18 protein-coding genes are annotated in these 26,462 nt (G+C 73.4%); 17 read left to right on the top strand and 1 reads right to left on the bottom strand.

Annotation, left to right across the window (positions count from 1 at the left end; genetic code table 11):
• Positions 1-273 precede the first annotated feature (273 nt).
• From ACIRR9_RS42715 to ACIRR9_RS42635, 17 genes are all read left to right on the top strand, one after another.
• Positions 274-1,128, top strand: coding sequence for a DUF4132 domain-containing protein (locus ACIRR9_RS42715; protein ID WP_403763993.1), 855 nt, complete (start codon positions 274-276; stop codon positions 1,126-1,128).
• Positions 1,125-6,059, top strand: a complete 4,935-nt coding sequence (locus tag ACIRR9_RS42710) for a hypothetical protein (protein ID WP_403763991.1) — start codon at positions 1,125-1,127, stop codon at positions 6,057-6,059. The genes ACIRR9_RS42715 and ACIRR9_RS42710 overlap by 4 nt, the downstream gene beginning before the upstream one ends.
• Before the next feature lie 47 nt (positions 6,060-6,106).
• Entirely contained in the window at positions 6,107-7,270 is a 1,164-nt protein-coding gene (locus ACIRR9_RS42705; RefSeq protein WP_403763989.1) for an AAA family ATPase, read from the top strand.
• 4 nt (positions 7,271-7,274) lie between these two features.
• A complete protein-coding gene (locus tag ACIRR9_RS42700) occupies positions 7,275-10,760 on the top strand; it encodes a DUF5682 family protein (protein ID WP_403763987.1) in 3,486 nt (1,161 codons plus the stop codon).
• Positions 10,757-12,535: a hypothetical protein gene (locus ACIRR9_RS42695; RefSeq protein WP_403763985.1), complete on the top strand. Its 1,779-nt coding sequence runs from the start codon at positions 10,757-10,759 to the stop codon at positions 12,533-12,535. The genes ACIRR9_RS42700 and ACIRR9_RS42695 overlap by 4 nt, the downstream gene beginning before the upstream one ends.
• Positions 12,536-12,701: 166 nt before the next feature.
• Positions 12,702-13,514 (top strand): LuxR C-terminal-related transcriptional regulator, encoded by an 813-nt coding sequence (locus ACIRR9_RS42690; protein ID WP_403764128.1) that lies wholly within the window; start codon positions 12,702-12,704, stop codon positions 13,512-13,514.
• 43 nt (positions 13,515-13,557) lie between these two features.
• Positions 13,558-14,298 carry a class I SAM-dependent DNA methyltransferase gene (locus ACIRR9_RS42685; protein ID WP_403763983.1) on the top strand — a complete coding sequence of 247 codons (741 nt, stop codon included), beginning with the start codon at positions 13,558-13,560 and terminating at the stop codon, positions 14,296-14,298.
• Positions 14,299-14,437: 139 nt separating this feature from the next.
• On the top strand, positions 14,438-15,784 hold the full coding sequence (locus tag ACIRR9_RS42680; protein ID WP_403763981.1) for a helix-turn-helix domain-containing protein: 1,347 nt from the start codon (positions 14,438-14,440) through the stop codon (positions 15,782-15,784).
• A gap of 598 nt (positions 15,785-16,382) precedes the next feature.
• Entirely contained in the window at positions 16,383-17,084 is a 702-nt protein-coding gene (locus tag ACIRR9_RS42675) for an iron-containing redox enzyme family protein (RefSeq protein ID WP_365337076.1), read from the top strand.
• Position 17,085: 1 nt separating this feature from the next.
• Positions 17,086-18,366 carry an ATP-grasp domain-containing protein gene (locus tag ACIRR9_RS42670; RefSeq protein ID WP_403763979.1) on the top strand — a complete coding sequence of 427 codons (1,281 nt, stop codon included), beginning with the start codon at positions 17,086-17,088 and terminating at the stop codon, positions 18,364-18,366.
• Entirely contained in the window at positions 18,359-19,642 is a 1,284-nt protein-coding gene (locus ACIRR9_RS42665; RefSeq protein ID WP_403763977.1) for an acetyl-CoA carboxylase biotin carboxylase subunit family protein, read from the top strand. Before ACIRR9_RS42670 ends, ACIRR9_RS42665 begins: the two co-directional genes overlap by 8 nt.
• Positions 19,639-20,730: an LLM class flavin-dependent oxidoreductase gene (locus tag ACIRR9_RS42660; protein WP_403763975.1), complete on the top strand. Its 1,092-nt coding sequence runs from the start codon at positions 19,639-19,641 to the stop codon at positions 20,728-20,730. The genes ACIRR9_RS42665 and ACIRR9_RS42660 overlap by 4 nt, the downstream gene beginning before the upstream one ends.
• A complete protein-coding gene (locus ACIRR9_RS42655) occupies positions 20,730-21,998 on the top strand; it encodes an MFS transporter (RefSeq protein ID WP_403763973.1) in 1,269 nt (422 codons plus the stop codon). The genes ACIRR9_RS42660 and ACIRR9_RS42655 overlap by 1 nt, the downstream gene beginning before the upstream one ends.
• Before the next feature lie 58 nt (positions 21,999-22,056).
• On the top strand, positions 22,057-23,046 hold the full coding sequence (locus ACIRR9_RS42650; protein ID WP_403763971.1) for a 2-hydroxyacid dehydrogenase: 990 nt from the start codon (positions 22,057-22,059) through the stop codon (positions 23,044-23,046).
• 128 nt (positions 23,047-23,174) lie between these two features.
• Positions 23,175-23,789 (top strand): DUF1326 domain-containing protein, encoded by a 615-nt coding sequence (locus tag ACIRR9_RS42645; protein ID WP_123978937.1) that lies wholly within the window; start codon positions 23,175-23,177, stop codon positions 23,787-23,789.
• Positions 23,786-24,544, top strand: a complete 759-nt coding sequence (locus ACIRR9_RS42640; protein ID WP_403763968.1) for a DUF2182 domain-containing protein — start codon at positions 23,786-23,788, stop codon at positions 24,542-24,544. The genes ACIRR9_RS42645 and ACIRR9_RS42640 overlap by 4 nt, the downstream gene beginning before the upstream one ends.
• A 163-nt stretch (positions 24,545-24,707) precedes the next feature.
• Positions 24,708-25,346, top strand: a complete 639-nt coding sequence (locus ACIRR9_RS42635; protein ID WP_403763966.1) for an RraA family protein — start codon at positions 24,708-24,710, stop codon at positions 25,344-25,346.
• A gap of 134 nt (positions 25,347-25,480) precedes the next feature.
• On the opposite strand, the gene ACIRR9_RS42630 is transcribed toward ACIRR9_RS42635, so the two are convergent.
• Positions 25,481-26,462: serine hydrolase domain-containing protein (locus ACIRR9_RS42630; protein WP_403763964.1), on the bottom strand; the 982-nt coding region annotated here is incomplete at its 5' end.

Raw genomic sequence — 26,462 nt, 5'->3', positions numbered from 1 at the left:
TCACGTCCGCGCCGGGGCCGTTGCCGTACCGGAGTCGTTGCCGTTCCGGCCTCGGCGCGCACCGCCGCCCGTCGCATCCGTCGCGGTCCTCTCCTCCCTTCGGTTCCTCCCCTGGACTCCTCCCCCCGGCCTCGCCGTCCATCGGTCTCATCCACAGCCGCTCACCCTCGACGACCTGCTGGTTTCCCGTCCCCGCGGTGATCGTGGAGGGCGTTGTCAGTGGCCTCCCCTACAGTCCCCATCACTTGATCACTGCGGTGCGGGGAGGCACGCATGGGGTGGGTGACGGCCGGGGAGTACGAAGTGGCCCTGGACGACGGGAAGGTGGTCTGCCGCAACGCGGCGGGGCGGCGGCTGAAGTCCGTGCCCTCGAAGCTGGCGGACGATCCGGCGGTGGTGGGGCTACGGCAGCTCGTCGAGTGGCTGGAACGGCACGAACGGCAGTGCCTGGCCGACGTGGAGCGGTGGATGACCCGCTCGCTGCCGGTGCCCCTGGCCGTGCTCGCCCAGGTGTGGCCGGACCCCGCCTGGCAGGCCGCGCTGCGCGACCTCGTCGTGACCGGCGCCGACGGCGAGGTCGCCGGATTTCTGCGGGACGCCGACGCGGAGCGCGGGCTCGGCCTGGTCGATCTCGACGGCGACACCGTGCGTATCGCTCCCGAGCTGGTCCGGCTGCCGCACCCGGTGCTCCTCGAAGACCTGGAGGAACTGCGGGAGTTCGCCGTCGAACTCGGCGTCGAGCAGAAGGCCCGGCAGCTCTTCCGCGAGGTCTGGCACCGCCCGGCCGCCCTGGACCCGGAGGCCGGCCAGGTCGACGAATACGCGGGTGGGGTGTTCAAGGAGCTGCGGTTCCTGCACGGCCGGGCCACACAGCTGGGGTACCGCGTGCGCGGGGGCTACGCGGTGTGCTCCGTGCTGGAGGACGGCCGCGGGGTCGAGGCCCGGGTCTGGGTCGGCGACTTCGACGGCTACTACGAGACCGAGACCGGTCCGTTGGTGTGGACCGATCCGGCAGGGCGGTCGCTGAAGCTCGGTCAGATCGGGCCGGTCGCCTGGTCGGAGGGGATGCGGATGGCGGCGGCACTGTACGCCGGGCGTGACATCGAGGACGAGGAGCGGGCGGCATGAGCACGTACGACGACATCACTGCGGGCGCGTTGCTCGACGCCGGCGCGATCCTGCCCGTGGGCACGACCGGGCGCGAGGACGCCGATGTCCTGACCGCCCGCACGTACACCCACCCGGCCCTGGACGACCGCGCGGTGGTCCGTCTGGTGCCGGGCACCCTCGGTGACGCCGAGGACCTGGCCCTGGAGTTCCTCGGCCTCGCCCGTGATCCGGAGGCGCCCGAGGTCGGCCAGGTGCGCCGGGAGACGCTCGGCTTCCCGGCCTGGGCGCTGGTCCACGACCCGGCCAACGGCCATCACGCCCTCGCCCTGGTCAAGGACGTCGAACGACTGGCCCGGCAGGCCAAGTCCAAGCCGGGCAACGCGAAAGAGGGCTTCGAGGCGCTCGGCGGGCAACTCGGCCGCGCGGTCCCGCACTTCCTGCCGACCTTCTACGAACAGGCCGCACGGGTCTTCCTCCAGCACGAGAACACGACCTACGCGGCCGCCTTCTTCGGCAAGGCCCGCGAGGCCGAGCGGGTGCACGCCCTCGCGGTGGACGAGGAGCGGCAGCGGGCGGTGTTCCTGGAGTTCGCGTTCGCCGGGGCGCTCACGGTGAAGGCGCTCAAGGAGTATGTGAAGGACCTCGCCCGGCGGCTCGAACCGGCCACCGCCTGGGCGCAGTTCCGGCAGCTGACGGTGGAGCGCTGCGCGGCCGGGATGCCGCCGTACGCCTCGCTGCCGCAGGACGCGCGCGGGCTGGTCAAGGCGGCGAAGCTGGACCCGGTCACCGAGGAGTGCGCGCTGGTGGCCGACCTGCTCGCCTCCCCTGCCGCCGTGCGGGCGCCGGCCGCCTTCTGGAACGCCTACCGAAGCGTGCTGCCGACCGTCGCCGAGCGCCGGCCGGAGGTCCGGGCACGGCTGCTGGAGATCATGCCGGCCGGGCTGGGCCGGCAGGTGGAGGACGACGAGCTCTGGCTGGCGCTGCTGGCCGAGTGCGGCGCGGACCTGCTGCTGACGGACGAGAGCGGGGAGGCCGACGCGGCGGACTGGCTGGGCCGTTGGGCGCTGCACCGCAAGCACGGGGCGGCGGCCCCGCACCGCTCCCCCGCGACACTGGCCCTCGTCGAACGGATGGCGCCCCGGCTGCGCGCGGCCGGCCGGCCCGTCGACCTCTTCACCGGGCGCTGGCAGAGCGGGGCCGACCTCGACCTGCTGGACCTCTGCGTGGCGGAGCGCATCCCGCTGGCCGCCCCCGACGCGGACACGGACGTGTATCTGCCGCTGAGCAGCTGGCTGCGCGACAAGCGGCCCGGACAGCGGGACCTGACGGCCGTCGCGGCCGAATCCCGTTACCGGACCCTGCTGTTCCGGGCCGTCGCCGGGCTCGGCCGGGGGCAGGGGGCGACGGACCTGCCCAAGGTGGCCGAGCACCCGGTTCTCGGCGATGTGCTGGTCGAATGGCTGCAGGTGTCGACGGCGGAGTTCACCTCCGCCACGGGGCTGCCCGGGGTCGACACGGAGCTGGAACGGCTGCGCCCCTTCCGGCCGGTGATGCAGAAGAGCGGACTCTCCGTACGGCGCCTCGCGGAGTACGACGTCGTACCCGTGCTCGGCCGTACCCTTCGCGCCGGGATCCTGGACGAGCTGGGCTGGCCCGCGCTGGACGAGGCGCTGGTGCTGCTCGACGCCGAGGTCCGCAAGAACCAGGACAACTCCCTTTCGGTCACGGAGGCTTGGCCCGCACTGATCCTGGCGCGCGGGCGCAAGGCGGTCGCCGTCGGCCCGCAAGGGGTACTGCTCACGCACGACCTGCGGCTGCCCGCCGATCTGGACAGCTGGCACCGGCCCGTGTTCCGGTACACCGACGGCGAGTTGCTGGTGCTGTGGCGGCAGGGGTCCAAGCAGTACGGCTACTGGTCGGCCCGTCCGACCGAGGTGTTCCCGGTCGCCGGCGAGCAGATCCCGGTCTGGCGGTCCGGCAACGACACGGCCAACGCGTCGATCCCGCTGCCCGGCGGCGGCCGCGCCACGGGTGGCCGCACCCTGCACGCCGGGGACACGGTCCTGCCGCCGAGCCGTCCGGTCATCGGCGACGGCACCACGTACTGGCGCCAGGGCAGGCACGGCAAGCAGACGGTGTGGCTGGAGTACGACCCGGTGAGCGGTGAGCACGGACGGGCCTCGCTCCCCGCGCTGCTGGCCTCGGCCGTCCGCGAGGACGCCACGCTGCTGCACGGCTCCTGCGAGGTGCTGCCCCTGCAACCCGGGCTGGAGAACAGCCCGTTCGGCACCGACGGCACGGTGCTCGGGCGGTGGGTGCGCACGGAGGGCGAGGAGACGGCCGCGGGCACTCCGGACGGACGTACGGTCACCCTGCGGGCGGGCCGCAACGGCCGGGTGCCGGGGGTTCCGCTGGGCGCGCTGCGGCTGCCGGGCGGGGCCGAGCCGATCGCCGCGCAGATGTACCAGAGCCTCGCCCTGCACGCGGACGACGGCACCGAACTGGGGCGGGTGTCCTTCGGCGAGTCCGGCGGGGCGTACGCGGCCGGCACCCGGCTGGTGCCGCCGGTCGCGTTCTGGCACGCGCTGCGCCCCCGCGACGAGCGCGGGTCGGCCGTGCTGCGGACCCTGGGCGACGAGGCGGCCGGTGAGCTGATGCGGGCGACGGCGGCGGCGCTCACCGAACGGCGGGAGGCGCTGGCCCGGGCCGGAAAGGACGACAGGGCCAGGGCCGCGGTGCCGACCGCCGACGAGGTCGCCGTGACCGCGGTGGCACGGGCGCTGCCGGAACTGACCGACCGGCGGCTGCTGACCGGTGTCGCCGCTCTCGTCCGGGCCGCGGTGCGGGTCGCCGAGTCGGCCGCGACCCTCGCCACGCCTCCCGAGGAGCGGCCACGGCAGCCCCGGCACCGCACCGAGGGCATGTTCGCCGACTACCGGCCGCCGCACGGCGAGGATCCTGTGCTGTCCCAGGCCGTATCGGGCGTTGTCGGTCTGCAGAACACCTGGCAGAGCGACTGGACCGCACTGCGGCAGATCCGCGCGGTGAACCATGTGCTCTCCGGGAAGCCCGCCGACGGCAAGCCGCTGCCCGACCGCGAACCGCTCGCCCTCGGCGACGGCTGGCAGAGCGACGAGCACACGATCCCCGGGATCGGGATGGTGTGGCCGCCTCTCCTCGGCGTCCTGCGGCCGCTCGCCTACCGCGCCGCGTCGCCCACCCTCACCTGCGCCCGGCGAGAGCCCCTGCTCCTGCTGTTCGAGGCACTGACCGAGGGGCCGCTCCCGGCGCTCGGGGACACGCTGCGCGAGATCGTGCTCAGCGAGGAGCAGCACAAGCAGCAGCGGACGGGACAGGTGCTGCGCCGCGACGGCCGTACGGTGGTCGTCCTCGGCTGCCAGAGCGTCGACCCCCGGCTGGGCCGGATCAACTGGCTGGCGCTGGACCACGACCCGTCCGGCGCGTTCGGCCCCGTCGGACACTTCACCCTGACCGGCGAGACCCGGTACACCACCGGGATCCCGGCGGACCGGCTCGCCGAACTGGCCCGGCTGGTGCGGGACAAGGGCGCCGCACCCTGGCGGTCCGACGCCCCCGAGGCACTGATGGCCGCGACCGACGGCGGACTCGGCCCCCTCCAGGCCACCGTGCTGCTGGCCGGCCTCCCGCACGCGCCCGCCGCCGAAGACCTCACCACGATCGGCCTGAAGCCCCGTCAGAGGGAGTTCGGCGCCCAGCTGCTGAACTCGCTGGGCGGCGAGGAGCAGCGGGCGCTGCTCGGCGCGCTGCTGCCCGACGACCCGGCCGAACTGTGGACGACCGGACCGGACACGGCCACCGCGGGCCGCCTGTGGGCCGAACGGCTCGGCACGCTGGTGCGGCTGCCCGAGGACCTGAGCGCCGAACTCGCCGGAGCCGGCGGCGAGTACGCCGAGGCCGTGCTCAACCCCGCACGCACCCCCTGGCTCAGCCGGACCACCGTGCTGCGCCCCGACAAGGACGGCGACCTGGTCCCCGAGGACCCCTCGGCGGTGCCCGTGCGGCACGCGCTGTCCGGCGCGGTGGAGAGTCTCGCCGCCCTGGCGTACGTCCTGCCGTACGGACATCCGCTGCGGGCCGTGCTGCCGGAGGGACTGGCCGCGCTGCGCCACCGGCTGACCGACCCCGAGCTGCTGCTCGATCTCGGCGTCGCGTGGACGGAGAAGGGCGGTTCGACGGCGGTCGAGTTGCGCAAGGTGTACGGCCTTCCGCAGACCGGTGGCGGTGACGCGCACGGCCGGACGCGGGCCGGGGACGCGCTGGTGCTGCGCCCCTGGTACCGGGACATGGAGACCGTGCTGGTCCGGTCGGCCGCGTTGGGCGGCCCGGACGACCCGGTCCTCGGGCTCCTCGAAGGCCTGGTCGATGCGGGAAGCCGGTCCGGTCCACGGACGCTGCGGACAATCCTCGGCGACGACCTGGCCCGCGCCCTCGCCGCCGAGGGGCCCGCGGGGTACGCCCAGGACCCCTCGGTCTGCGTGCCCGGGCTGGTCGCCGAGGTCGCCGCGGCCCACGGTCTGGGGGAGGACGCGGCCGCGCTCTACCTCCAGTTGCTGGCGCTGCCCGACCCGAACGACCGCAACTGCGCGCGCTGGACCGGCTGGAAGCCCGCCCGTATGAAGAGGGCGCGCACCGAACTGGCGGCGACCGACCTGGTCGTCGAGGCGAAGCGCCCGCGCGCCGGCCGCACCCTGTTCCTGCCCTGCGGCTGGCGGGACCTGAAGGCCCCGGCCCTGCCGGTGGAGACCTGGAAGGAAGCCCTCTACCCGGTCTCCGACGGCGACCGCACCCTCCCGCTGGTCCCGGTGCCGGAGCTGTTCGCCCGCGCCTGGGAGCGCGTACGGGCGGGAGATGCTCCCTCGTACGAGCAGCTGACGACGCGCGCGACGCGCAGAGGCCGCCGCCGATGACCACGATCCGTACCGCTTCGCAGCACCACCTTGAAGGACAGCCACCGATGACCACCCACACCGCTCCGCTCCGCCAGATCGTCCCGCCCGAGGACCGCTACGCCACCGAACTGGCCTTCCTCGCGGCGTACGACGACGGGCCGCGCCCGCCCGCCTGGCGGCTCACACCCCGGGCCGTCGTCACCTTCGTCATGGGCAGCGCCGGCCAGGCGCTGCGACTGCCCGACGGCGCCGAGGTACTGGAGGGCGTGCCGCGCCGGCTGGTGGTGGAGGGCAAGTTCGTCGGCGACCGGGCCCTCGTCGAGCGCTGTGTGGTGACCCTCGCGGGCGAGCGGGGTCTGCTGCTGGTCGGCGAGCCCGGTACCGCGAAGTCGATGCTGTCCGAGCTGCTGTCGGCCGCGGTGTGCGGCACCAGCGGGCTGGTCGTGCAGGGCACCGCGGGCACGACGGAGGACCAGCTCAAGTACGGCTGGAACTACGCCCTGTTGCTCGCCCAGGGCCCCAGCCGCCAGGCGCTGGTGTCCTCCCCCGTGCTCACCGCGATGTCCCGGGGCGCCATCGCCCGTGTCGAGGAGGTCACCCGGTGCCTCCCCGAAGTCCAGGACTCCCTGGTGTCGTTGCTGTCCGAGCGGCGCATCGCGGTACCCGAACTGGCGGGCACCGAAGACGCGTTGGCACACGCCGCACCCGGCTTCAACCTCATCGCCACGGCCAACCTGCGGGACAAGGGTGTCTCGGAGATGTCGGCCGCGCTCAAGCGCCGTTTCAACTTCGAGACCGTGGGCCCCATCCCGGACCTCGACGCCGAGACCGCGCTGGTGCGGGGCCAGGCCCGGGCGTCGGTGGAGCGGGCCGGGGCACCCTTCCAGGTCGACGACGCGGTCCTGGAGGCCCTGGTCACCGCGTTCCGTGACCTTCGCGAGGGACGGTCGGCCGAGGGCTGGGAGGTGGAGCGCCCGTCCACGGTGATGAGCACGGCGGAGGCGGTCTCGGTGGCGGGCGCGCTGGCCCTGGCGGCCGCCTACTTCCCTGGTGACCGTGACGTCCTCGGCCTGCTCCCGGGCCACCTCCTCGGTGTCGTGCGCAAGGACGATCCCGCCGACGCTGCCCGGCTGCGCGGCTACTGGGACGGTCCGGTACGACGGCGCGCGGAACAGGGCTCGGCGACCTGGCGCACGCTGTGGGACCTGCGCACGGTCCTGGAGGCGTGACCCCATGTCCGACTCCCCCGAGGCGGCTCTCGCGGCCCTCACCGACCCGGCGGCGCCGTATCTGATCGGCGTACGGCACCACGCGCCCTCCCTGGCGGCGGCGGTGCCCGCGCTGCTGGACGCGGCGAAGCCGGACGTGCTGCTCGTCGAGCTGCCCGCGGAGCTGCAGGAGTGGCTGCCGTGGCTGGCCCACGAGGAGACCCGCGCCCCGGTGGCCCTCGCCGCGGCACCGGCGGACGGCAGCGGCGGCCCGGCGTTCTATCCGTTCGCGGACTTCTCCCCGGAACTGGCGGCGGTGCGATGGGCCGGGCGGCGACAGGTGCCGGTCGTGGCGTGCGATCTGCCGCTGGCGGACCGGGGGTGGCGGGAAGGGGAGGCTGCGGACCGCGGCCCCGGCCACCTCTCGGCCGCCTTGCGCGCCCGGCTCACCGGCCGCCCCGGGGACGACCTCTGGGACCGGCTGGTGGAGGCGACCGCGCCCGGCTCGACACCGGAGGCACTGCGCCGGGCGGCGCTGCTGACGGGGTGGGCACTGCGGGAGGAGTCGACCGTGTCGGAGGTGGATCTGCGACGGGAGGAGTGGATGCGCTCGCGGCTGGCCGATGCGACAAAGAACGGTGAGCGAGCAGTGGCAGTGGTCGGCGCCTTTCACACACCAGCACTGCTGCGCCCCCTTGGGGGCGCGGGGCTGCAATCGATGCGCGGCTGCCGCCGCGTGGGCGCGACCGGCCACACACAACCCGCACCCGAATGGACCACCTCCCTCATCCCCTACACCTACGCCCTCCTGGACGAGCGCTCCGGCTACCCGGCCGGCATCCGCGACCCCGAGTGGCAGCACATGGTTCTCGAAGCGGCCGGTGAGCCGACCGCCATGGAGGACATGTTGACCCGCGCGGCCGTCCGTATCTGCGCCGAACTCCGCGAGCAGGGCCACCCCTCGGGCCCCGCCGACGCAAGGGAGATCACCCGCCTCGCCGGAGACCTCGCCCGCCTCCGCAACCTCCCCGCCGCAGGCCGCGGCGAGTTGGTCGAAGCCGTCCAGACGGTGCTGACACAGGGCGAGCCCTACGGCCGCGGCCGGGCGGTGGCCAGGGCGATGGAGAACGTCCTGGTCGGCGACCGCGTCGGCCGCCCCGCGCCCCGCGCGCCCCGCAGCGGTCTCGCCCCGGCTGTGGAGGCGGAGCTCACCGCGCTCGGCCTGCCCGGCCCCGCGGACGGCGTCCCCCGCGCCGCCCGGGACCTCCGGCTCGATCCCCTCCGCTCGGATCTCGACCGCCGCCGTGAACTGCTCCTGCGCCGACTGGAGTTCTGCTCGGTGCCGTACGCCGAGTCAAAGCCGGTGACCGGCACCGGGGGCGCCGACGCGCTCACCTCTCGCTGGGAGGTCCGCTGGACGCCGGCCACGGCGGCGATGCTGACTGCGGCCGGGGTGCGCGGGGTCACCCTGGCCCAGGCGGCGGAGGGCCTGCTGCGGGAGCGGAGCCGCAAGGAGCGGGACGCCGGCGGGCCCACGGCGGCGCAGGTCCTCGACGGCTTGCGGCAGGCGGCACACTGCGGTCTGCCCGGACTCGTGGACGAGGGGCTCGACGCCACCGCCGACGTGCTCCCGGGCTCCGGCACCCTGCCCGAACTCCTTGCCGGGCTCGCCCTGTTGGACCTGCTGCGGGCCGGTCACATCGCGGGCCTGGAGGCGGACGAGGACCGTACGGCCAAGGCCGTCGCCGTGACCGAGCTGCTGACCGTCGCGGCGGTGCGCCAGGTGGACGGCCTCACCGGTTCCGAGGATCCGGCCGACGCCCACGCCCTGCTCGAACTCGCCCATCGCGCGGACCTGTCGGGCGGCATCCGGCTCGCCGACGCCCTGGCCCGGCTGGCCGCCGGCGGCTCCCCGTTGATGCGGGGCGCCGCCGGAGCCGTACGTGTGCTGCTGGGGCAGGAGGAGCCGGCTGCTTTCGGCGGCCGGGTCGCCTCCTGGGTGGACGGGGCGGTCGACGCCGAGTCCCGGACCGCGCTCACCGCCCGTCTCACCGGGCTGCTGACGGCCGCCGGGCGGCTGCTGGACGCGGCAGCCCCGGCGTTGGAACCCCTGGTCGAGCGGGTGTCGGAGCTGTCCGACCGGGACTTCCTCGATCGGCTCCCGGCCCTGCGCGGCGGTTTCGACACGCTGAGTCCGGCCGACCGTGGCCGGCTGCTGACCGGTGTCGAGGAGCGTCTCGGTATCGACCGGGTGGCCGACACCGGCGCGACCGACCCGGCCGCACTGGCCATCTGGACCAGCGCCGACCTCGCCGCCCGCGCAACCCTGGGCGCCCTCGGCCTGCTGCCCCCGCCCCGGGCACACACGGAGCCCGAGCCCACCGCCACCGCCACCGTACGGCCGGAGGACCACCGGCTGGCGCCCGCGGATCGCTGGCGTCTGCTCCTCGGCCGCCGCACCGATCAACTACCTGGAACGGCACGCGCGTTGGCCACCGCTCTGGACGAGTTGTACGGCAGCGGACGCGGCGAGGGCAGCCGCGGTGACCTCGGCGGCGGGGGCGGTCGCGAGGCGTCGTATCCCGGGGTGCGGGAGTGGTCCGAGGAACTGGCTGCGCTGTTCGGGCCGGGCATTCGGGAGGAGGTGCTGGCGGCGGCCGCCGCGACGGGCCGCCAGGATGTGCTGGCCGAGCTGGACCCGGACGGAGTGCGACCCTCCGTGGACCTGTTGCGGTCGGTGCTGCGGCACGCGGGCGGACTGCCGGAGGCCCGGCTTGCCGCGCTGCGCCCACTGGTACGGCGTCTGGTGGACGCGCTGACGCGGGAGTTGGCGACCCGGCTGCGCCCCGCACTGCACGGCACCGCCCTGCCGCGCCCCAGTCGGCGCCCGGGAGGCGGCCTCGACCTGCCGCGTACCCTGCGGGCCAACCTGGCCACCGCTCGCCGGGCGCCGGACGGCACGGTCCGGGTGATCCCGGAGCGTCCCGTCTTCCGGACGCGGGCCCGGCGGGCGGCCGACTGGCGGCTGGTCCTGGTGACGGACGTGTCGGGGTCCATGGAGGCGTCCACGATCTGGGCGGCGCTCACGGCGTCGGTGCTGGCCGGGGTGCCGATGCTGTCCACGCACTTCCTGGCCTTCTCCACCGAGGTCATCGACCTCACCGACCATGTCCAGGACCCGCTGTCGCTGCTGCTGGAGGTCAGTGTGGGCGGTGGTACCCATATCGCGGCCGGGCTGCGGCACGCGCGTGAGCTGGTGACCGTGCCGTCCCGCACGCTCGTGGTGGTGGTCAGCGACTTCGAGGAGGGCTATCCGGTCGGCGGACTGCTCGCCGAGGTCCGGGCGCTGGTCGGGGCGGGCTGTCACGTCCTGGGCTGCGCGAGTCTCGACGACTCGGGGCGGCCCCGCTACTCGACCGGGGTCGCCGGGCAGCTGGTCGCCGCCGGGATGCCGGTAGCGGCGCTCAGCCCGCTGGAACTCGCCCGCTGGGTAGGGGAGAAGGTCGCATGAGCACGGAACGGGAACTGCCCGCCGTCGCCCCGGCCGTGACCGCCGAGTTGGTCGCGGCTCTCTCGCCCCGGCTGCGCAAGCGGCTGGACGCGGGCGTCGCCAAGCTTGCCGGCCGTCCGCTCGTCCGGGACGGCGACACCGTGCGCATCACCGTCGACGACGAGGGCTCCGAGCTCGAACTGCACGCCCCCGGGGGTGTCGTGGCCGACGCGACGGCCATTCGCTGCGGCTGTCTGCTGGCCCCGGACTGCCTGCACCGCGCGGCGGCGGCTTCGGCAGCTCCGGTGAGTTCGGTGGATCCGGTTAGTCCGGTGAGTCCGGTGGCCGATGCGTCCGGGTCCGTCGAGAAGCCCGCACCCGGCTCGACCGCTCCCGAACCCCCCGGCCCCGGCCCTGAGCCCACTCCCGTCCCCGCCGCCGATGAGACCGCGACGCTTCCTCAACACGCCGCGGCCCAGGCTGTTTTCGCCGCCGCGGCCGCCGTGCTGGACGCCGGTGCGGACGGTTCCGGTGCTGTACTCCAGGCGGAGTTGTTGCGCGCCGCCCACACGGCGCGGCTCGCGGGTCTCCCCCGGGCGGCCGCGGCGGCGGTCTCCGTGGTCACCGCGTTGCGTGCGGCCCGCGCCGCCGACCCGGCGTTCCGGCTGCCGGACCTGGTCGCGGCCCTCGGCGAAAGCATGTACGTGGCGTTTCGTGTCCCGCATGCCGGCGGTCCGGAACTGACCGAACTGCGCGGCACCGTACGGCAGCCGTACACCCCGGACGGGTCGCTGCGGCTGTACGGCCTGTTCTCCGAGCCGGTGCTCACCGCGAGCGGGTACGCGGGTGCCGTCACCTGGACCGCCGACGCCGACGGCCGCCTGTACACCGTCTCGGACGTGGCCCCGGGCGGCGCGGGCCGCGCGGTGGGCGCCGCCGACCGCGCCGTACGCATCGGTGACACGGCGCTGACGCACCGCGAGTTGTCGCGGGCAGGCCTCGCCGTGTCCGGGGCGACGGTGTCGCCGAGCGGACGGCTGGGCGCGGGCTCGGGGGTACGGGCGGTGCGCGCGTCCGGTGCCGGCTGGCGGGCCGAACCGCTGGACCGGTTGTGGGCGGTGCCCGTGGCCGAGCAGGTCGGGCGAGCCCTGGGCGGCGGTCACGGGCTGCTGTTCCTGGAGGTGACTCCGGCCGGCGCGGTGCGCGAGGCGGCCGGCGACTGTCTGCTGGCCGACTGCGCAGGTGTGCCGCTGCGACTGACAATGGCGCACGACCATCCGGCGCTGCCGCACCGCGACAACCTGCGGCTGCTGGCGGCGGCCCGGGGCAGCCGGCTGCGGGTGATCGCGCGTCTCGCTCCGGCTCCGCACGCCCGCGCGCAGTTGCTCGCGGCCGAGCACCCCACGCTTGCGGGGAGCCGTGTCGATGTGGGCCTGGACCGGCTGCAGCAGGCGGATCTGCCGAGTCCGGTGGCGGGCACCGCGGTTCCCGCGTCCGAGGAGGCTCCGGTGCACCTGCTGCGCCGCCGGGTCGAGCAGGCGGCCTCGGGCGGTCGGCGCGTGCTGGCCTTCCCGGGCCACTCCGGGGCGGACGCCCGGCGCCTGGACCGGCACGGTCTCGTCACGGCCGGCGATATCCTCGACGCGCTGCTGGCCGCGGCGGCGGACCGCTCGCGCGACGCCTTCGGGCGGCTCCTCCCGGCGGACCCGGAACGCTTCGCCCGGGCGTGGCTGACGGCAGTGCGCTACACGGACGAGGTCGGCCGTGCGCTGTGTGCCGCTGCCTGGGGCGGATGACTTGGGAAGCGGGCCGGATGCGGGCCGCCGCTCCCCCGTGTCGGCGGCCCGCGCGACCGGAGTCGTCGATCCGGTCTCGGTGCCCGGTTGAAGCATGCGACAGCCGACCGTCGTGTGGGTATGCGTAAAACTGCGTAGGGGCAGGGGCAGAGAGGAACTCGTGTTACTGGGGCTGGACAGGGCCTACGAACGTCTCACCGAGCTGGCCGTGGCCGCGCTGCACGAACGCGACCCCGAGCAGTTGTGGCCGCTGCTCGCCGCTGCCCTGACCGGCCTGTGCGGCGGGGAAACGCTGATCTACAAGCTGGACGACTGGAGCGAGGGCAAGGGCAGGCTCGGTCTGGTGCCCGCAGCCGCCGCCGAGTTGGACCGGCTCGGCGACGAGGCGCTGGGAGTGCTGCGCTCGGGCTACCCGTTCGCCCACCACTACGCGGCCGGCCTCGGCCGTACCCCCGCGACGGCCCGTCAGATCGCGGGCGGGGCCTGGCCGGTGAGCGAGACCGCACTGGTCCTCGGTGGCGCCCTCGGCCTGAACCAGGTCCTGGCGCTGCCGTTGCCCGGGACGGTCGCGCCGATCACGGGGTGCCTGGTCTACCGGTCCGGCGCGGACTTCACCGACGACCACGTACGGATCGCCGAGCGCGCGCAGCCGCTGCTCGCCGCCGTCGAGCAGCAGCGCCAACTGCTGGAGCAGTGGCGTCGGTTGGCCGCGGCGGCCGGCGAGCCGGAGGAGCGGGCGGCGGACTGCGCGCTGACGCCGCGGGAACTCACCGTCCTTCTCCTGCTCACCGACGCCCTGACGGCGGACGCGATCGGCCGGCGTCTGGGCATCTCGGCTCGCACGGTGCACAAGCACATCGAGAACATCTACCGCAAACTCGGCACCCGCGACCGACTCGGCACCGTTCTGCACGCCCAGCGGCTGGGGCTGGTGCCGGCCCCGGGCACGGCACCGGTCAGGGGACCGGCGACCGGGTAATCGCGTGGACAGCACCGCGGCCCGCCCGGCAGAGTGGCCGCCCGTGACAAGCAGTGAGCTGTGGAGCCGCGCCGACGCCGACCGCTACGACGCCGAGGAGACGGAGATGAACTCGGACACCGTGCTCGGGCCGACCGTCGCCTTTCTCGCCGAACTCGCCGCGGACGGCCGGGCGCTGGAGTTCGCCATCGGTACCGGACGGGTCGGCGTCCCGCTGCGGGAGCGCGGAGTGCCCGTGGCGGGCGTCGAGTTCTCCGAGCACATGGCGGCGGTGCTGCGCCGGAAGGCCGACGAGGAGACGCTGCCGGTCGTGATCGGGGACATGGCCACGACCACCGTGCCCGGTGAGTTCACCCTGGTCTATCTCGTCTACAACACGATCTCGAATCTGCTCACCCAGGACGAGCAGGTCGAGTGCTTCCGCAACGCGGCACGTCATCTCGCGCCCGGCGGCCGGTTCGTGATCGAGCTGGGGGTGCCGCCGCTGCGGCTGCTGCCGCCCGGGCAGGTCGCGGTGCCGTTCGACGTCTCCGAGGGGCACCTCGGCTTCGACACCTTCGACCTGGTCGGGCAGATCCTGGTCTCGCACCACCTCACCCGGGACGGCGCGGACGGCCGCTACCGCCGAGGCGGCTCCCGGCACCGGTACGCGTGGCCGGCGGAGCTGGACCTGATGGCCCGGATCGCGGGCCTCGAACTGGAACGGCGCGTCGCGGACTGGGACGGGTCCCCGTTCGTCCAGGACTCCACGAAGCACATCTCCGTGTGGCGGAAGCCGTCGTAGCCGCGGCCGAGGAAGGGCAGTCTCGACCATGCATTACAGGTGAATCACACTCCGCCCTTGCTGTGTCCGGCGATATGACTGTGCGGCATGACCCGCTACGCTGTCCCATCACGCCTCGTACCGGCGAAGGAGGACCGCGATGACCATGTCCGCCAGCACGCTGGGACAGCGCGTGCGCGCGCTGCGCCGGGAGCGGGGCCTGAGCCAGGCCGATCTGGCGGGGGGCACCGTCTCCGCCAGCTACGTGTCGTTGATCGAGTCCGACCGCCGCACTCCGGAGCCGCCGGTGGTCGAGCTGCTGGCGGAACGTCTGGGCACGACCGTGGAGTACCTGCTGACCGGCCGGGACCGGACCGAACTGGACGAGCGCCTGCTGAAACTGCGCTTCGCCGAGCTGGCACTCGCCAACGGCGCGGCCACCGAGGCCCGCGACCGGCTGCTCGACCTGACCCGCGAGGGCGACCACGAACTGATCTGGGAGACGCTCTGGGCGCTGACCCGGGCGCACGAGGCGCTGGGCGAGACCGACAGTGCGCTGGACGGGCTGGAGCGGCTGATCGCCGCGGCCCGGCGCGGTGAGACCTTGCCGGTCGGGCTGCTGCCGCTGCTCACGATGCGCTGCCGATTGCTCAGCGAGGCCGGTGACTTCGGCCGGAGCATCGAGCTGGGGGAACAGGCCCTGACGGAGGTGCGCCTGCTGGGCCTGGAGGGCACCGACGACGAGATCCGGCTGGCATCCACGCTGGTCGCCGCCTACTGGGGCCGTGGCGACCTGACGACCGCGCAGCGGCTCGCGGCCCGGGTGATCGAGCGTGCCGAGCACAACGGCTCGCGCCGGGCCCGTGGTTCGGCGTACTGGAACGCGGCGCTGGTCACCGAGGCCCGGGGCGACTTCGGACTGGCCCTGGAACTGGTGGAGAAGGCTCTCGCCCTGATGGCCGAGGACGACTCCGAGCGGAGTCTGGCCCGGCTGCGCCTGACCTACGGCTGGCTGCTGCTGCGTACCGATCCGCCGGAGCCGGGGCGGGCGGCGCCGCTGCTGGCACAGGCGCACGAGGTCTTCCTGCGAACGTCGGACTCCGGTGACCTGGCGTCCTGCGAGACCGAACTGGCCCGTCTGAAGCTGCTGTCGGGCCGCCCGGCCGACGCCGTCGCCGTGGCGCTGCGGGCGATGGGCCGACTGGAGGGGCGTACGGCCGTCGAGGCGGGCCGGGCCCGCTGGGTGCTGGGTCTGGCCATGGTGGCGGACGGCCGGAACGCCGCGGGTGTCGAGGAGTGCCGGACGGCCGCCGAGGAGCTCCAGTCCCTGGGAGCCCGCCTCGAGGCCGCCCAGGCCTGGCGTGAACTCGCCGAACTGCAGGCCCACCACGGCGACCCCGCCCAGGCTCTGGAGTCCTACCGCCGCATGGCCGACTGCGCGGATGTCAGACCCCCCACCCCGCTGCCGGCGACCCGCCCGAACCACCCTGCTGCCACTACTGGTTGAGGGCGGCCGCGCAGCAGGGGCCGGGGCCGTCGGACTGGGACCGGAGGGCCGTGCCGCGGGCTCCCGCCAGAGGTGAGAGTGCCAGGAGTGCCGCCAGAACGGCGACGGCGAATCCGACCCGGACATGTCGAGTCCATGCCATCTGCATGTTCGTCCTCCCCCTGTGGGGCGCCTCTCGCACCCCGGCAATGAATCGAAAGCAACGCTCACCCAGTCAAGATTTTCTGTCAATCAAAACCCTCGACACTTCACACACATGACATGTGAGCCCTCCCGGCAGACCTGACAGCACATCATTGAACTGGCCTTATCTCCGAACCCGACATCGCTGTCACGGACTCATGACGTCCACTTCCATGGCTCGTTCAACCACCCCAGGCCAGTCAAGAAGATTCTTGACTGGCCTCTGAAGGGCTGTGTACGGTCTGGACGAAGCCGCAGCAAGGGCAGGACCGGCGGCTTGATGTGCCTGCGACACAGCACGGGGGAAGCAAGGCACCTTCCAGGCACGGGTGCGTTGCACTCGATCCCCCTCTCACGACGCCGCTGACAGCACGGCGAATCCGAGTGAAGAGTGAAGAAGGGTCGTCCGATCACCATGTCCAAACTTGACCGCACACGTCTCGAATCCCTGGCCGCCGAACTCCTCGAGAAGCAGTTCGCCCGCGTGCCCAAGCTCCGCGAACTCCACCGCGGCGAATGGATCGACCGCGACTACTACGTCCGGCACATCACCGAAACGGTTCTGCGGATCCGTCTCAACAACGAGGTCGACAGCTACGCCCTCTACAAGGTCGGCTCCCAGGACGACTCCCTGGCCGCCAAGCTCGCCCGTTACCTCGCCGAGGAGTTCGGGCACGAGAACATGTTCACCCGTGACCTGGAGAAGTTCGGCCTCGGCATCGAGGAGCTGAACGCCACCCCGGTCTTCCCCTCCACCGCCCAGCTCATGGGATATCTGCGTCTGGAGGCGGACCGCTCCGGCCCGGCGCCCACCACCATCTGGGACTGGTTCGTGGAGTGGTACTCGGACCGGTACAACCCGGTCATCACCGAGAAGGCCGCCCAGGAGTTCGGCAAGGAGTACGTGCACGGCACCCGCGCGCACATCGCCTTCGACGAGTCCCACGACCACGACGAGCTGATGTTCCGCACCGTCTCCCGCGCCGTCGAGAAGTTCAGCACGCCCGAGCAGGCCGAGGCCTATCTGACCGTGTTCGTCAACCTCATCGGCGACTACTTCGCCGAGTTGTACGAGTCCACCGTCGGGGCCCGCGAGTCGGTGCCGGCCGGAGTCTGACATGACGACCGACCTCCGCGACGCACACGCCGGCGACCGGGTGCTGGTCGTCGAGCCGGTCTCGTCCGGGACAGCGCTGTTGACCGCCGCCCGTGACCTGGGGCTCAGGACCGTGGTGGCGTCCTTCGACCGGGACGACCGCCGACTGCCGGACTCGGTCCGGCCGGACATCGACACCCTGGTCACCGTCGACACCGCCGACGAGACCGCCCTGACGCGGGCCGCCCTGCGACTGCACGAGGACGGTGGCCTCCGCGGTGTCCTGCCGGGCTTCGAGTTCTACGTGCCCGCGGTCGCCCGGATCGCCGCACGGCTGGGGCTGGCCGGGCTCGCGGAGGACTCGGTCGAGCAGGTCCGTGACAAGACCGCGATGCGCCGCCGGATCGACGCCGCCGGGCTGCGGGTACCGCGCTGGGCCCCGGCGGCGTCGGCCGCCGAACTCGACGCCGCCGCCGACCACGTGGGTTTTCCCTGCGTGCTCAAGCCCTCCGACTCGGCCGGCAGCGTCCATGTCACCCGGGCCGACACCCGCGCCGAACTCCACCGGGCCCACGCCCTGTTGACCGCCGACCTCCGCCCCGACCTCGGCCGTAGGCTCGACGGCCGGGTACTGGTGGAGGAGTACCTCGACGGACCCGAGGTGTCGGTCGAGGGCTGTGTGACCGCCTCGGGCGAGGTGGTGGTCGTGGCCGTCACCCGCAAGTTCCTCGGCCCCGAACCGCACTTCGTGGAGCTGGGCCACATCGTCCAGGCCGATCTGAGCACCGTCGAGCGGCAGGCCGTCGAGGCCTATGTCGCCGATGTCGTCGCCGCGCTCGGGGTGCGGGTGGGGCCGTTCCACTGCGAACTGAGGCTGCCCGGCGGCGAACCGGTCCTGATCGAGCTCGGCGCCCGGATGGGCGGCGACCACATTCCGGACCTGGTCCGGCTGGCCACCGGTGTGTCCCTGCCACACCTCGCGGTGGCCGCGCACACCGGCCTGTCCCTCGATCCGGGCCGGCTGCCGCGGGGTGTCCCGGCGAGCGCGCCACGCGCCAAGCACGCCGGCATCCGTTTCCTCACCGCGCCCGGCCGCGCCGACTACCGCACCGTCTCGGGCCTGACGGCCCTGCGGGCGCGGCCTGACGTACTGGACGTCCAGCTGTACCTGAAGCCGGGCGAGCCGATCCCGCCGGACCCCGACTTCCGCTGCCGGATCGGGCACGCCGTCTACACCGCCGACTCGTACGCCGACGCCGTCGAGCTCGGGCACGTCATCGACCGTGGAGTGACCTTTGAGTGACACCGACCCCCTGCCCGCGCCCGGATCCCCACCGCTGCTCCTGGTCATCAACCGTTTCGACGACGAGTTCGGCGAGTACCACCGCTTCCTGCCCGGCGGCACCCACCGGCTGGCCTACCTCACCACCGAGGACGGCCTGCCCCCGCTGGACCGTGCCACGGCCGTGGAGACCGTCGTCGTACCCGACCTGGAGTACGCCACCCTGCTGCCCCACGCCCGGCGCATCGCCGAGACGCACGGGCCGCTCGCCGGGATCGTGGGCCCCTCCGAGTTCGATCTGCTCACCGCAGCCCGGCTCCGCTCGGCCCTGGGCGTCCCCGGCTGGACCCTGGAATACGTCACCCGCTTCCGCGACAAGACGGTCATGAAGCGCTGGGTCACCTTCGCGGGGCTGCGCGCCCCCCGCTACCTCGCCCTGGACGCCGACGCCACCGCCGGCACCGTGCTCGATCCGGGGTCCGGACTGCCCGGACTGCCGCTGATCCTCAAGCCGCGCGACGGCGCCGCCTCCCGGGGAGTCCGGCTGGTCCGCACCGAGGCGGAACTGGCCGCGGCACTGCAGGAGATCGGCCGCGAGCGCCTGCCCGGCTACGAGGCCGAGGAGTACGTCGAGGGCCGGATCCACCACGTGGACGGCATCCGCACCGACGGCCGCTTCCACTTCGCCAGTGTCTCCGAGTACGTGAACACCTGCCTGGACTTCACCGGCGGCACCCCGCTCGGCTCCGTCCTCCTCGACCGCGGCCCGCTGCACGAGCAACTCAGCGGCTTCGCCGCCGACTGCCTGGACGCCCTGGAGCTGTGGGACGGCCCCTTCCACCTGGAGCTGATCCTCCCGCCCTCGGGCGAACCGGTGTTCCTGGAGGTCGGCCTGCGCCCGGGCGGCGCGGGTGTGCCGTTCGTCCACCGCGACCTGTTCGGCATCGATCTGTACTGCGAGGCCGTCCGCACCGCCGTGGGCCTGCCGCCGCTCACCGACGAGGCCGCACTGCGTCGCGTCGAGGCCTCCGGCGGCTGGCTGGTCTTCCCCGAGCCCCGGCCCCTGCCGGCCCGGGTCGCCGCCCGCGGCTCCCTGCTCGGCGAGGTCCCCGAGGTGTACGCCGAGGCACTGCCCGCCGTGGGCCACGTCTTCGACGGGGACGGCGGCTACGACCACGCCGGCGGCCGTTTCCTGCTGCGCGGCGCCGGCCAGGCCGCGGTGCGCCGGGCCGTCCACGAGGCCGTCGCCCGCTACCGGCTGGTGGCCGAGCCCGCCGCCGTGGAGGTCGGCGCGTGAACCAGCTGCGCTTCCACTGGGGCTCCGCGCTGGACGACGGCCAGGAGAAGACCGCCCAGAAGTACGCCTCCGACGTCCTGGACCTCGACGGAGCCGTCGACTTCACCCGCGAGGCCGACGAACTCGGCGTCGATTCCCTGCTGATGGCCCAGAGCTTCGATCTGCCGGACCCGCTCCCGATCATGGGGGTGTTCACACATGAGACCCGGCGGCTGAAGTTCATCCTCGCCTACCGGCCCGGACTCCTGTCGCCGACCCTGTTCACCCAGGTCGTGAACACCCTGTCCTGGATGTCCGGCGGCCGTGTCTCACTCAATGTGATCGCCGGCATCTCCCCTGCCGAACAGGCCTATTACGGCGACTTCCTGCCGCACGACGAGCGCTACGCCCGTGCCGCCGAGTTCCTGGACGTCGTCCACCGGTTCTGGCGCACCCCGGACACGCCCTTCGACTACGAGGGCGCCCACTACCGCGTCAGGGGCGCCCGGCTGGGCCTCGGTTTCCACGGGGGCGGCCGGCCCGAGATCTACATCAGCGGCGCCTCGGCCGTCGCCCAGGCCAACGCCGTTCGGTACGGGGACTGCTGGTTCCGGTACGCCGACATCCCGGAGGCGATCGTCCGGTCCGCCGAGCCCGTTCTGCGGCAGGGCTGCCGGGTCGGGCTGCGGATGCAGGTGCTGGCCCGCGAGACCCGCGAGGAGGCCCTGACCGACCTCGCCGCGGTCGTCGCCGGGGGCGACGAGAAGCACCGCAGCTGGGTCGCCGAGTTCGTGGAACAGGGCGACTCGCAGGCCGTGAAGAACTCCTTCCGCCTCGCCGAGGAGGCCAGCCACGGCTGGCTCGACCCGGTGCTGTACTCCGGTGTCGTCGCCTACCGCGGGGGTCCGGCGCTCTGTCTGGCCGGCAGCTACGCGGAGGTCGCGGAGGCCGTCCTCGCGTACAAGGCGGCCGGCGTCAGCGAGTTCATCTTCTCCGGGTGGCCCGCCCGCGACGAGATGCGGCGCTTCTTCACCCGTGTCCTGCCCCTGGTCCGCGCGCTCGAACAGCGGGAGCTGCCGGAGCCCGTTCCCGGCCGGCAGGCGGTGTGATGGCCGGCGACCGTGCCCGGCGCGCGTTCTTCTCGGCCGGCGTGCTGACCGGGCTCCTGGCCCAGCAGCTCGTGCTGTTCGCCGTGCCTCTGATCATCTACCGCGACACCGGCGAGGTCTCCACGCTGGGTCTGGCCTATGCCCTGGAGTGGCTGCCCAACCTGGTCGCCTACCCCTTCGCGGGGGTTCTCGTCGACCGCGACGGCGGTGTACGGCTGTTCTCCCGCGCCAACGTGGCCCGCGCCGTGCTGCTCGGCGCCGCGATGGCGCTCTGTCTGGCCAGGCCCGGCTGGTCGACGCCGGTGCTCATGGCCAACGGGGCGCTGCTCTCCACGGCCATGGCCGGTGTGCACCTGTCCGTGGAGAAGGTCGTGCCGCGGCTGGCCGCGGGCGAGCAGCTGGCCCGGACCCAGTCCCTGGTGCAGAACATGGAGCTGCTCGCCATGGCGCTCGGCCCGGGGCTGGCGGTGGGCGCGGTACTGGCCCTCGGCAAGGTGGGGCTGCTGGGCCTGGCCGGCGCCATGTTCGCGGCCGCCGCGGCCTGCTGGCTGCCACTGCCCCGGTTCCGCCCCGATCCGGTGGAACGGCCGGCCGGCAATACCCTGCGGGACTCGGTGGCCGAAATACGGCAGGGCTGGCGGTTGATGGTCCGCAACCGGCCCGTCCTGATGCTCGCGGGCTTCAACTTCGCCATCAACCTGGTGCTGTCGGTGGCGCTGGCCGCCAACGCCGCGGTCGTCACCGGGGTGTTCAAGGCACCCGAGTCGTCCTTCGCGCTGCTCAACACGTACGTCGGTGTCATGGGCCTGGTCAACCTGCTGCTCATCCCACTGCTGCTACGGCGGTTCGACGTCCGTGCGCTGGGCGTGATCGGCTTCACCGGGATGTGCGCGGCGACGCTGCTGCTCGGCCTCGCGTCGTCCTTCACCGCCTACGCCCTGGCGTTCGTCGGGATGCTCGTCGCCGCCGCGTACTTCAACGTCTTCAACCGCACCCAGCGGGTGCGGGTCATCGCCCAGGAGCACCTGGGGAAGGTCATGGGCTCGTTCTTCATCATCAACGACCTGGCCTTCCCCCTCGCCGGTGCGCTCCTCGCGGCCGTCGGCGGCACGGTCGGTCCACAGCGGCTCACCGCCCTGCTGACCGTGCCGCTGGCCCTGTTCGGAGCCGTGTTCCTGCCACTGACGATCCGCGGTTTCCAACGGGCGCTGTCCGTCCGCCCCGCGGCGACGACCGGCACGGCGGCCGCGGCGGGAGGACAGCCGTGACGCCGCCGGTCCCCGCCCCGCCCCCGCACACCTCCACCAGCACGGGAGAACCCCAGCCGTGACCGCACCCGCCCACGCCGGACGCCGGATCGTCGTCACCGGCCCCGCCCTCCCCCAGTCCGCCGTCCGCACGCTGCACACCGCCGGGATCGAGGTCACCGGCGCCCCCGGCGACCTCGACGAGGAAGGGGTGGTCAAGGCCCTCGACGGTGCCTGGGGCTACCTCCTCGGCGGCAGCGAGCGGCTGTCCGCCAGGACCTGGGACCGGCTTCCCGAGCTGGCCGTCGCCTGCTTCCTCGGCACCGGCTACAGCTCCTTCATGGAACTGCCCACGGGCCCCTCGCGGATCCGTTTCGCCAACACCCCGCACGCCAACGCCGTCGCGGTCGCCGAGATGACCCTCGCCCACATCCTCGACCTCGTCCGGTCCGTCACCCGGACCGCCACCGAGGTCGCCGCCGGCCGCTGGAGCGAGCGGACCACCCCTTCCCTGGCCGGTGCCCGCCTCGGCATCGCGGGCATGGGGCACGTCGGCCGCGAGGTGGCCCGGATGGCGCACGCCGCGTTCGGCACGGAGATCCTCTACTGGAACCGCTCGCCCCGCCCCGAGCTGGACACCCTGCCGTACACGGCGGTCCCGTCCCTGACCGAACTCTTCGCCGCCGCCGACGTGGTGAGCGTCAGCTTCACCCACGAAGCGGGCGGGAACGACGGGATCATCGGCACCGAGCACCTGCGCGCGCTGGGCCCCGCCGGGTACCTGGTGAACGTGTCCCGCGCGGAACTCGTCGACCCCTCGGCCCTGCGTTCCGCCCTGGCCGAGGGCACCATCGCGGGCGCGTCCCTGGACGGCTACTACACCGAACCCACCCCACCCCCCACCGCCGACCCGCACGGCCTCCTCTCCTTCGCCCCGGCCCGCCTCCTCATCACCCCGCACAGCGCCTTCAACAGCACCCAGGCCCTGACCAGGGTGGCCGAGATGGCCGTGGCCAACCTCCTGGCCGTCCACCACGGCGGGGAACCGCCGTACGGCATCCACGCGTAGCGTCGGCGGCGGATCTGCGCGACGGCGGTAGTCGGGAATAGCCTGGAGAGGAGTGGCACCGGGACGGGACGGAGCCTCCCGATGCCTTCCCTTGGCCGAGGGGGCGTAGAAGAGGGAGGCGAAGAGCCATGCCCTGGAATCTGAGCGGCACGTATCTGGAGAGCTGCAACTGCGACGTGGTGTGCCCCTGCACCACCTCGGGCCTCACCGCCCCGGCCGACCAGGAGCGCTGCCAGGTGACCTTCGCGTTCCACGTGGACCGCGGGAGCGTGGACGGTGTGGACGTCTCCGACCGCAGCGTCGCCGTCTTCATCGACGCGCCCCGGGTGATGGCCGAGGGCGGCTGGCAGGTGGCGCTGTACCTCGACGCTTCGGCCGACGACGGCCAGGCGGAGGCGCTGGGCAGGGTCTTCTCCGGCCAGGCCGGCGGGCCGATGGCGGCGCTCACTCCGCTCATCGGAGAGGTCCTCGGCGTGGAGCGCGTGCCCATCGACTACCGCGACGACGGCCGCCGCCATGCCGCGCGGGTGGGCGACGCCATCGACATCGAGATCGAGGACCAGGTCGCCCCGCAGTTCGGCGAGGACGGTCCGGTCATGGGTCTGACCGGCATGTTCCACCCGGTGAACAGCACGCTGACCATCGCCCGTTCCACCCGGGCGGCCGGCGACGGCGTGTACGGCCGGTCCTGGGACTTCTCCGGCGGCAACGGACATTCGGCGCCCTTCGCGTGGTCCGCGTGACCGGTCGGCCGGTCGCCGTCCGCCGCACGGCGGGGCCCGCCGGACTGCTGCTGGTCGCGGCCGCTGCGGCCTGGATCGGGGTGGTGACGCGCTGGGGCGGTATGCAGGCGATGCCGGGCACCATGGGCCTGGGTCTGCCGGCCTTCCTGGCGGTGTGGACGCTGATGATGGCCGCGATGATGCTGCCCGCCACGGCGCCCGTCGCCGCGCTGTACGCACGCACCATCACCGTGCACCGGGCCGCGCGCATGGTCGTCTTCACGATCGCCTACCTGCTTGTCTGGGCCGCGGCCGGAATCCCCGCGTACGGGCTCGCGGTCGGTCTGGGCCGGGCGGCCGGCCTCTCCGCGTCGGCGGGGACCGCAGTGGCCGCGGCCGTGTTCGCGGTCAACGGCGGCTACCAGCTCACGCCCCTCAAGGACCGCTGCCTGGCGAAGTGCCGCTCGCCGATCGGGCTGATGCTGCGCTACGCCTCGTACCCGGGGCCCTCGCGCGATCTGCGTGCCGGAGCCCACCACGGGGCCTTCTGCCTGGGCTGCTGCTGGTCGCTGATGGTGGTGCTGGCGGCGTTCGGTGCGATGAACCTGTGGGCCATGGCGGTGGTGGCCGCCGTGATCACCACCGAGAAGCTGGCTCCGGCGGGCCGTCTGGTGGCCCGTGCCGTGGGAATCGCCTCGATCGCCCTGGCCGCCGCCGTCTTCTGGGTCCCGGCGCTGGTTCCAGGCCTCACCGGTGGCGGTATGACCGGGGCGTGAGGCCACGCCGTCGCGCGACTCCCCACCCCGGGCCGGCACTGGTGAACGGTGCGCGACGGGGGCACCGTACTGTCGACGCCGGACGGCGGCGCCACCTGGGTGCAGCACTTCTGCAGCCGGGGAAGGACGCGGCCGCACAGCCACGTTGGAGGACACAGGAGTCATGGCAGACGCCACCGAAGCCGTCGCTTCCCCGTTCGCGGACGTTCCGACCACCACCCTCGCCGATGTCCTGGGCCGCGAGCAGGTCATGGACATCGGCATCCGCCCGTTGTGGTCGCCGGTGCCACGCGTGGCCGGACCCGCGTTCACCGTCAGGTGTCCTCCCGGCGACAACCTCATGCTGCACGCAGCCATCCACCGCGCCGCCCCGGGCGCCGTCATCGTCGTCGAGTCGGGTGACCTGGACTACGCGCTGGCCGGCGGCAACGTGTGCGCCGTGGCGCAGCGCCGCGGCGTCGCGGCCTTTGTCGCCGACGGTCTGATCCGCGACCTCGCCGAGGTCCGGGACCTGCGCTTCCCGGTGTTCGCCCGGGGGGTGATCCCCGTTCCCGGAAGCAAGAAGGCCATCGCGCCGCTCAACGCCGAAGTGCGCTGCGCCGGAGTCACGGTGAACGCCGGCGACATCGTCGTCGCCGACGAGGAGGGCGTGGTGGTGGTCCCGTCCGCCCGCGCACGGGAGACCCTGTCCGCCGCCCGGGCCAGACTGGCCGCGGAGGCCGACGAGACCCTCGACGCATGGGAGGAGGCCCACCGCACCCGCATCGACAGGATCCTGCGCGACCAGGGCTTCGAGGGCTGACACGGACGGCTTCGCCCTGGCGGCACTTCGCGGTGCGGGGCCGGCGCGGCAGAGACGGGCCGTGTCCGTGAACCGGCCGTCGTCGGTTCTGCGTGCCGGGGCGGCCTCGTGGGATCGCCCCGGCCTGCATCGGATCAGGATGCCTGCGCCACCCGCTTGAAGAGCCGGCCGGCGAGGTCGACGCCTGTGACCGCGCCGTCTGCGGCACGGGAGAAGTAGCCGCGCTGCCCTTTGAGGCCGCCTTCGGTGATGATGTACTCGTCGTCGCCGGGGAGGAAGCCGATGTCCGCGGCCGGGTGGTCGGGGGGCATTTCCTCGTCCGATGCCTCGCGGATCTCCGGCTTGATCCCGACCGCCAGGGTGAGACGGGTGCCGTCGGAGGCGATGTCGAGGTTTATGGCGTCGATCTCGTAGCGGCCGACGACCTGTCGGGCCTGTCCCTCGTCGTAGGGGAGCGGCTCCACCGTCTTCTCGACGATTCCGAGGCAGTGTTCAAGGGCCCACCGTACGACGGACTGGTTGAAGGGGTAGCCGTCCGGGCCGAGGTTGGCCAGGGAGACCACGGCGAAGTTGCGCTCGGGCACGATGAGCAGCTCGGCGAACTGGCCGTTGCCCGAGCCGCCGTGGCCGATCCCCTGGACGCCGTCCAGGTCGTGCAGGAACCAGCAGATGCCGAAGCCGTCGCCGAGCGTGCTGGCGCGCAGCTCGACCGTCTGCTCCCGCATGCGGTGCAGCTCCGCGGCGGGCAACACGCCCTCGCCGTCGCCGAGTTGGAACCGTGCCCAGCGCAGCAGGTCGCTCACCGAGGAGGCGAGGCCGCCACCGGGGTTGTCGCCGCGCGCGCCCTCCCTGAACGCTCCCCAGGGCCGGGCGGGGCGCAGTTCGCCGTCGTCGCCGCGGTTGTGGCCCACGGCGAACTTGCGGACCATCACCTCGGACAGGCCGTACACGGTGTCCGCAAGGCCCACCGGCTCCAGCACGAGCGAGGCCATGGCCTGCTCGAAGGGCAGGCCCGTGACCTTCTCGACGATCCGCCCGGCCAGGTTGTAACCGGCCTGGCTGTACGAGGCACGGGCCCCGGGCGGTGCGATCAACGGCAGCTGGGGCAGCTTCGCC

It is taken from the genome of Streptomyces sp. NPDC101234 (assembly GCF_044767525.1).
Lineage (GTDB): Bacteria > Actinomycetota > Actinomycetes > Streptomycetales > Streptomycetaceae > Streptomyces > Streptomyces sasae.
Note: the sequence above shows the minus strand (reverse complement) of the source record. Positions and strands in the feature narration are given on the sequence as shown.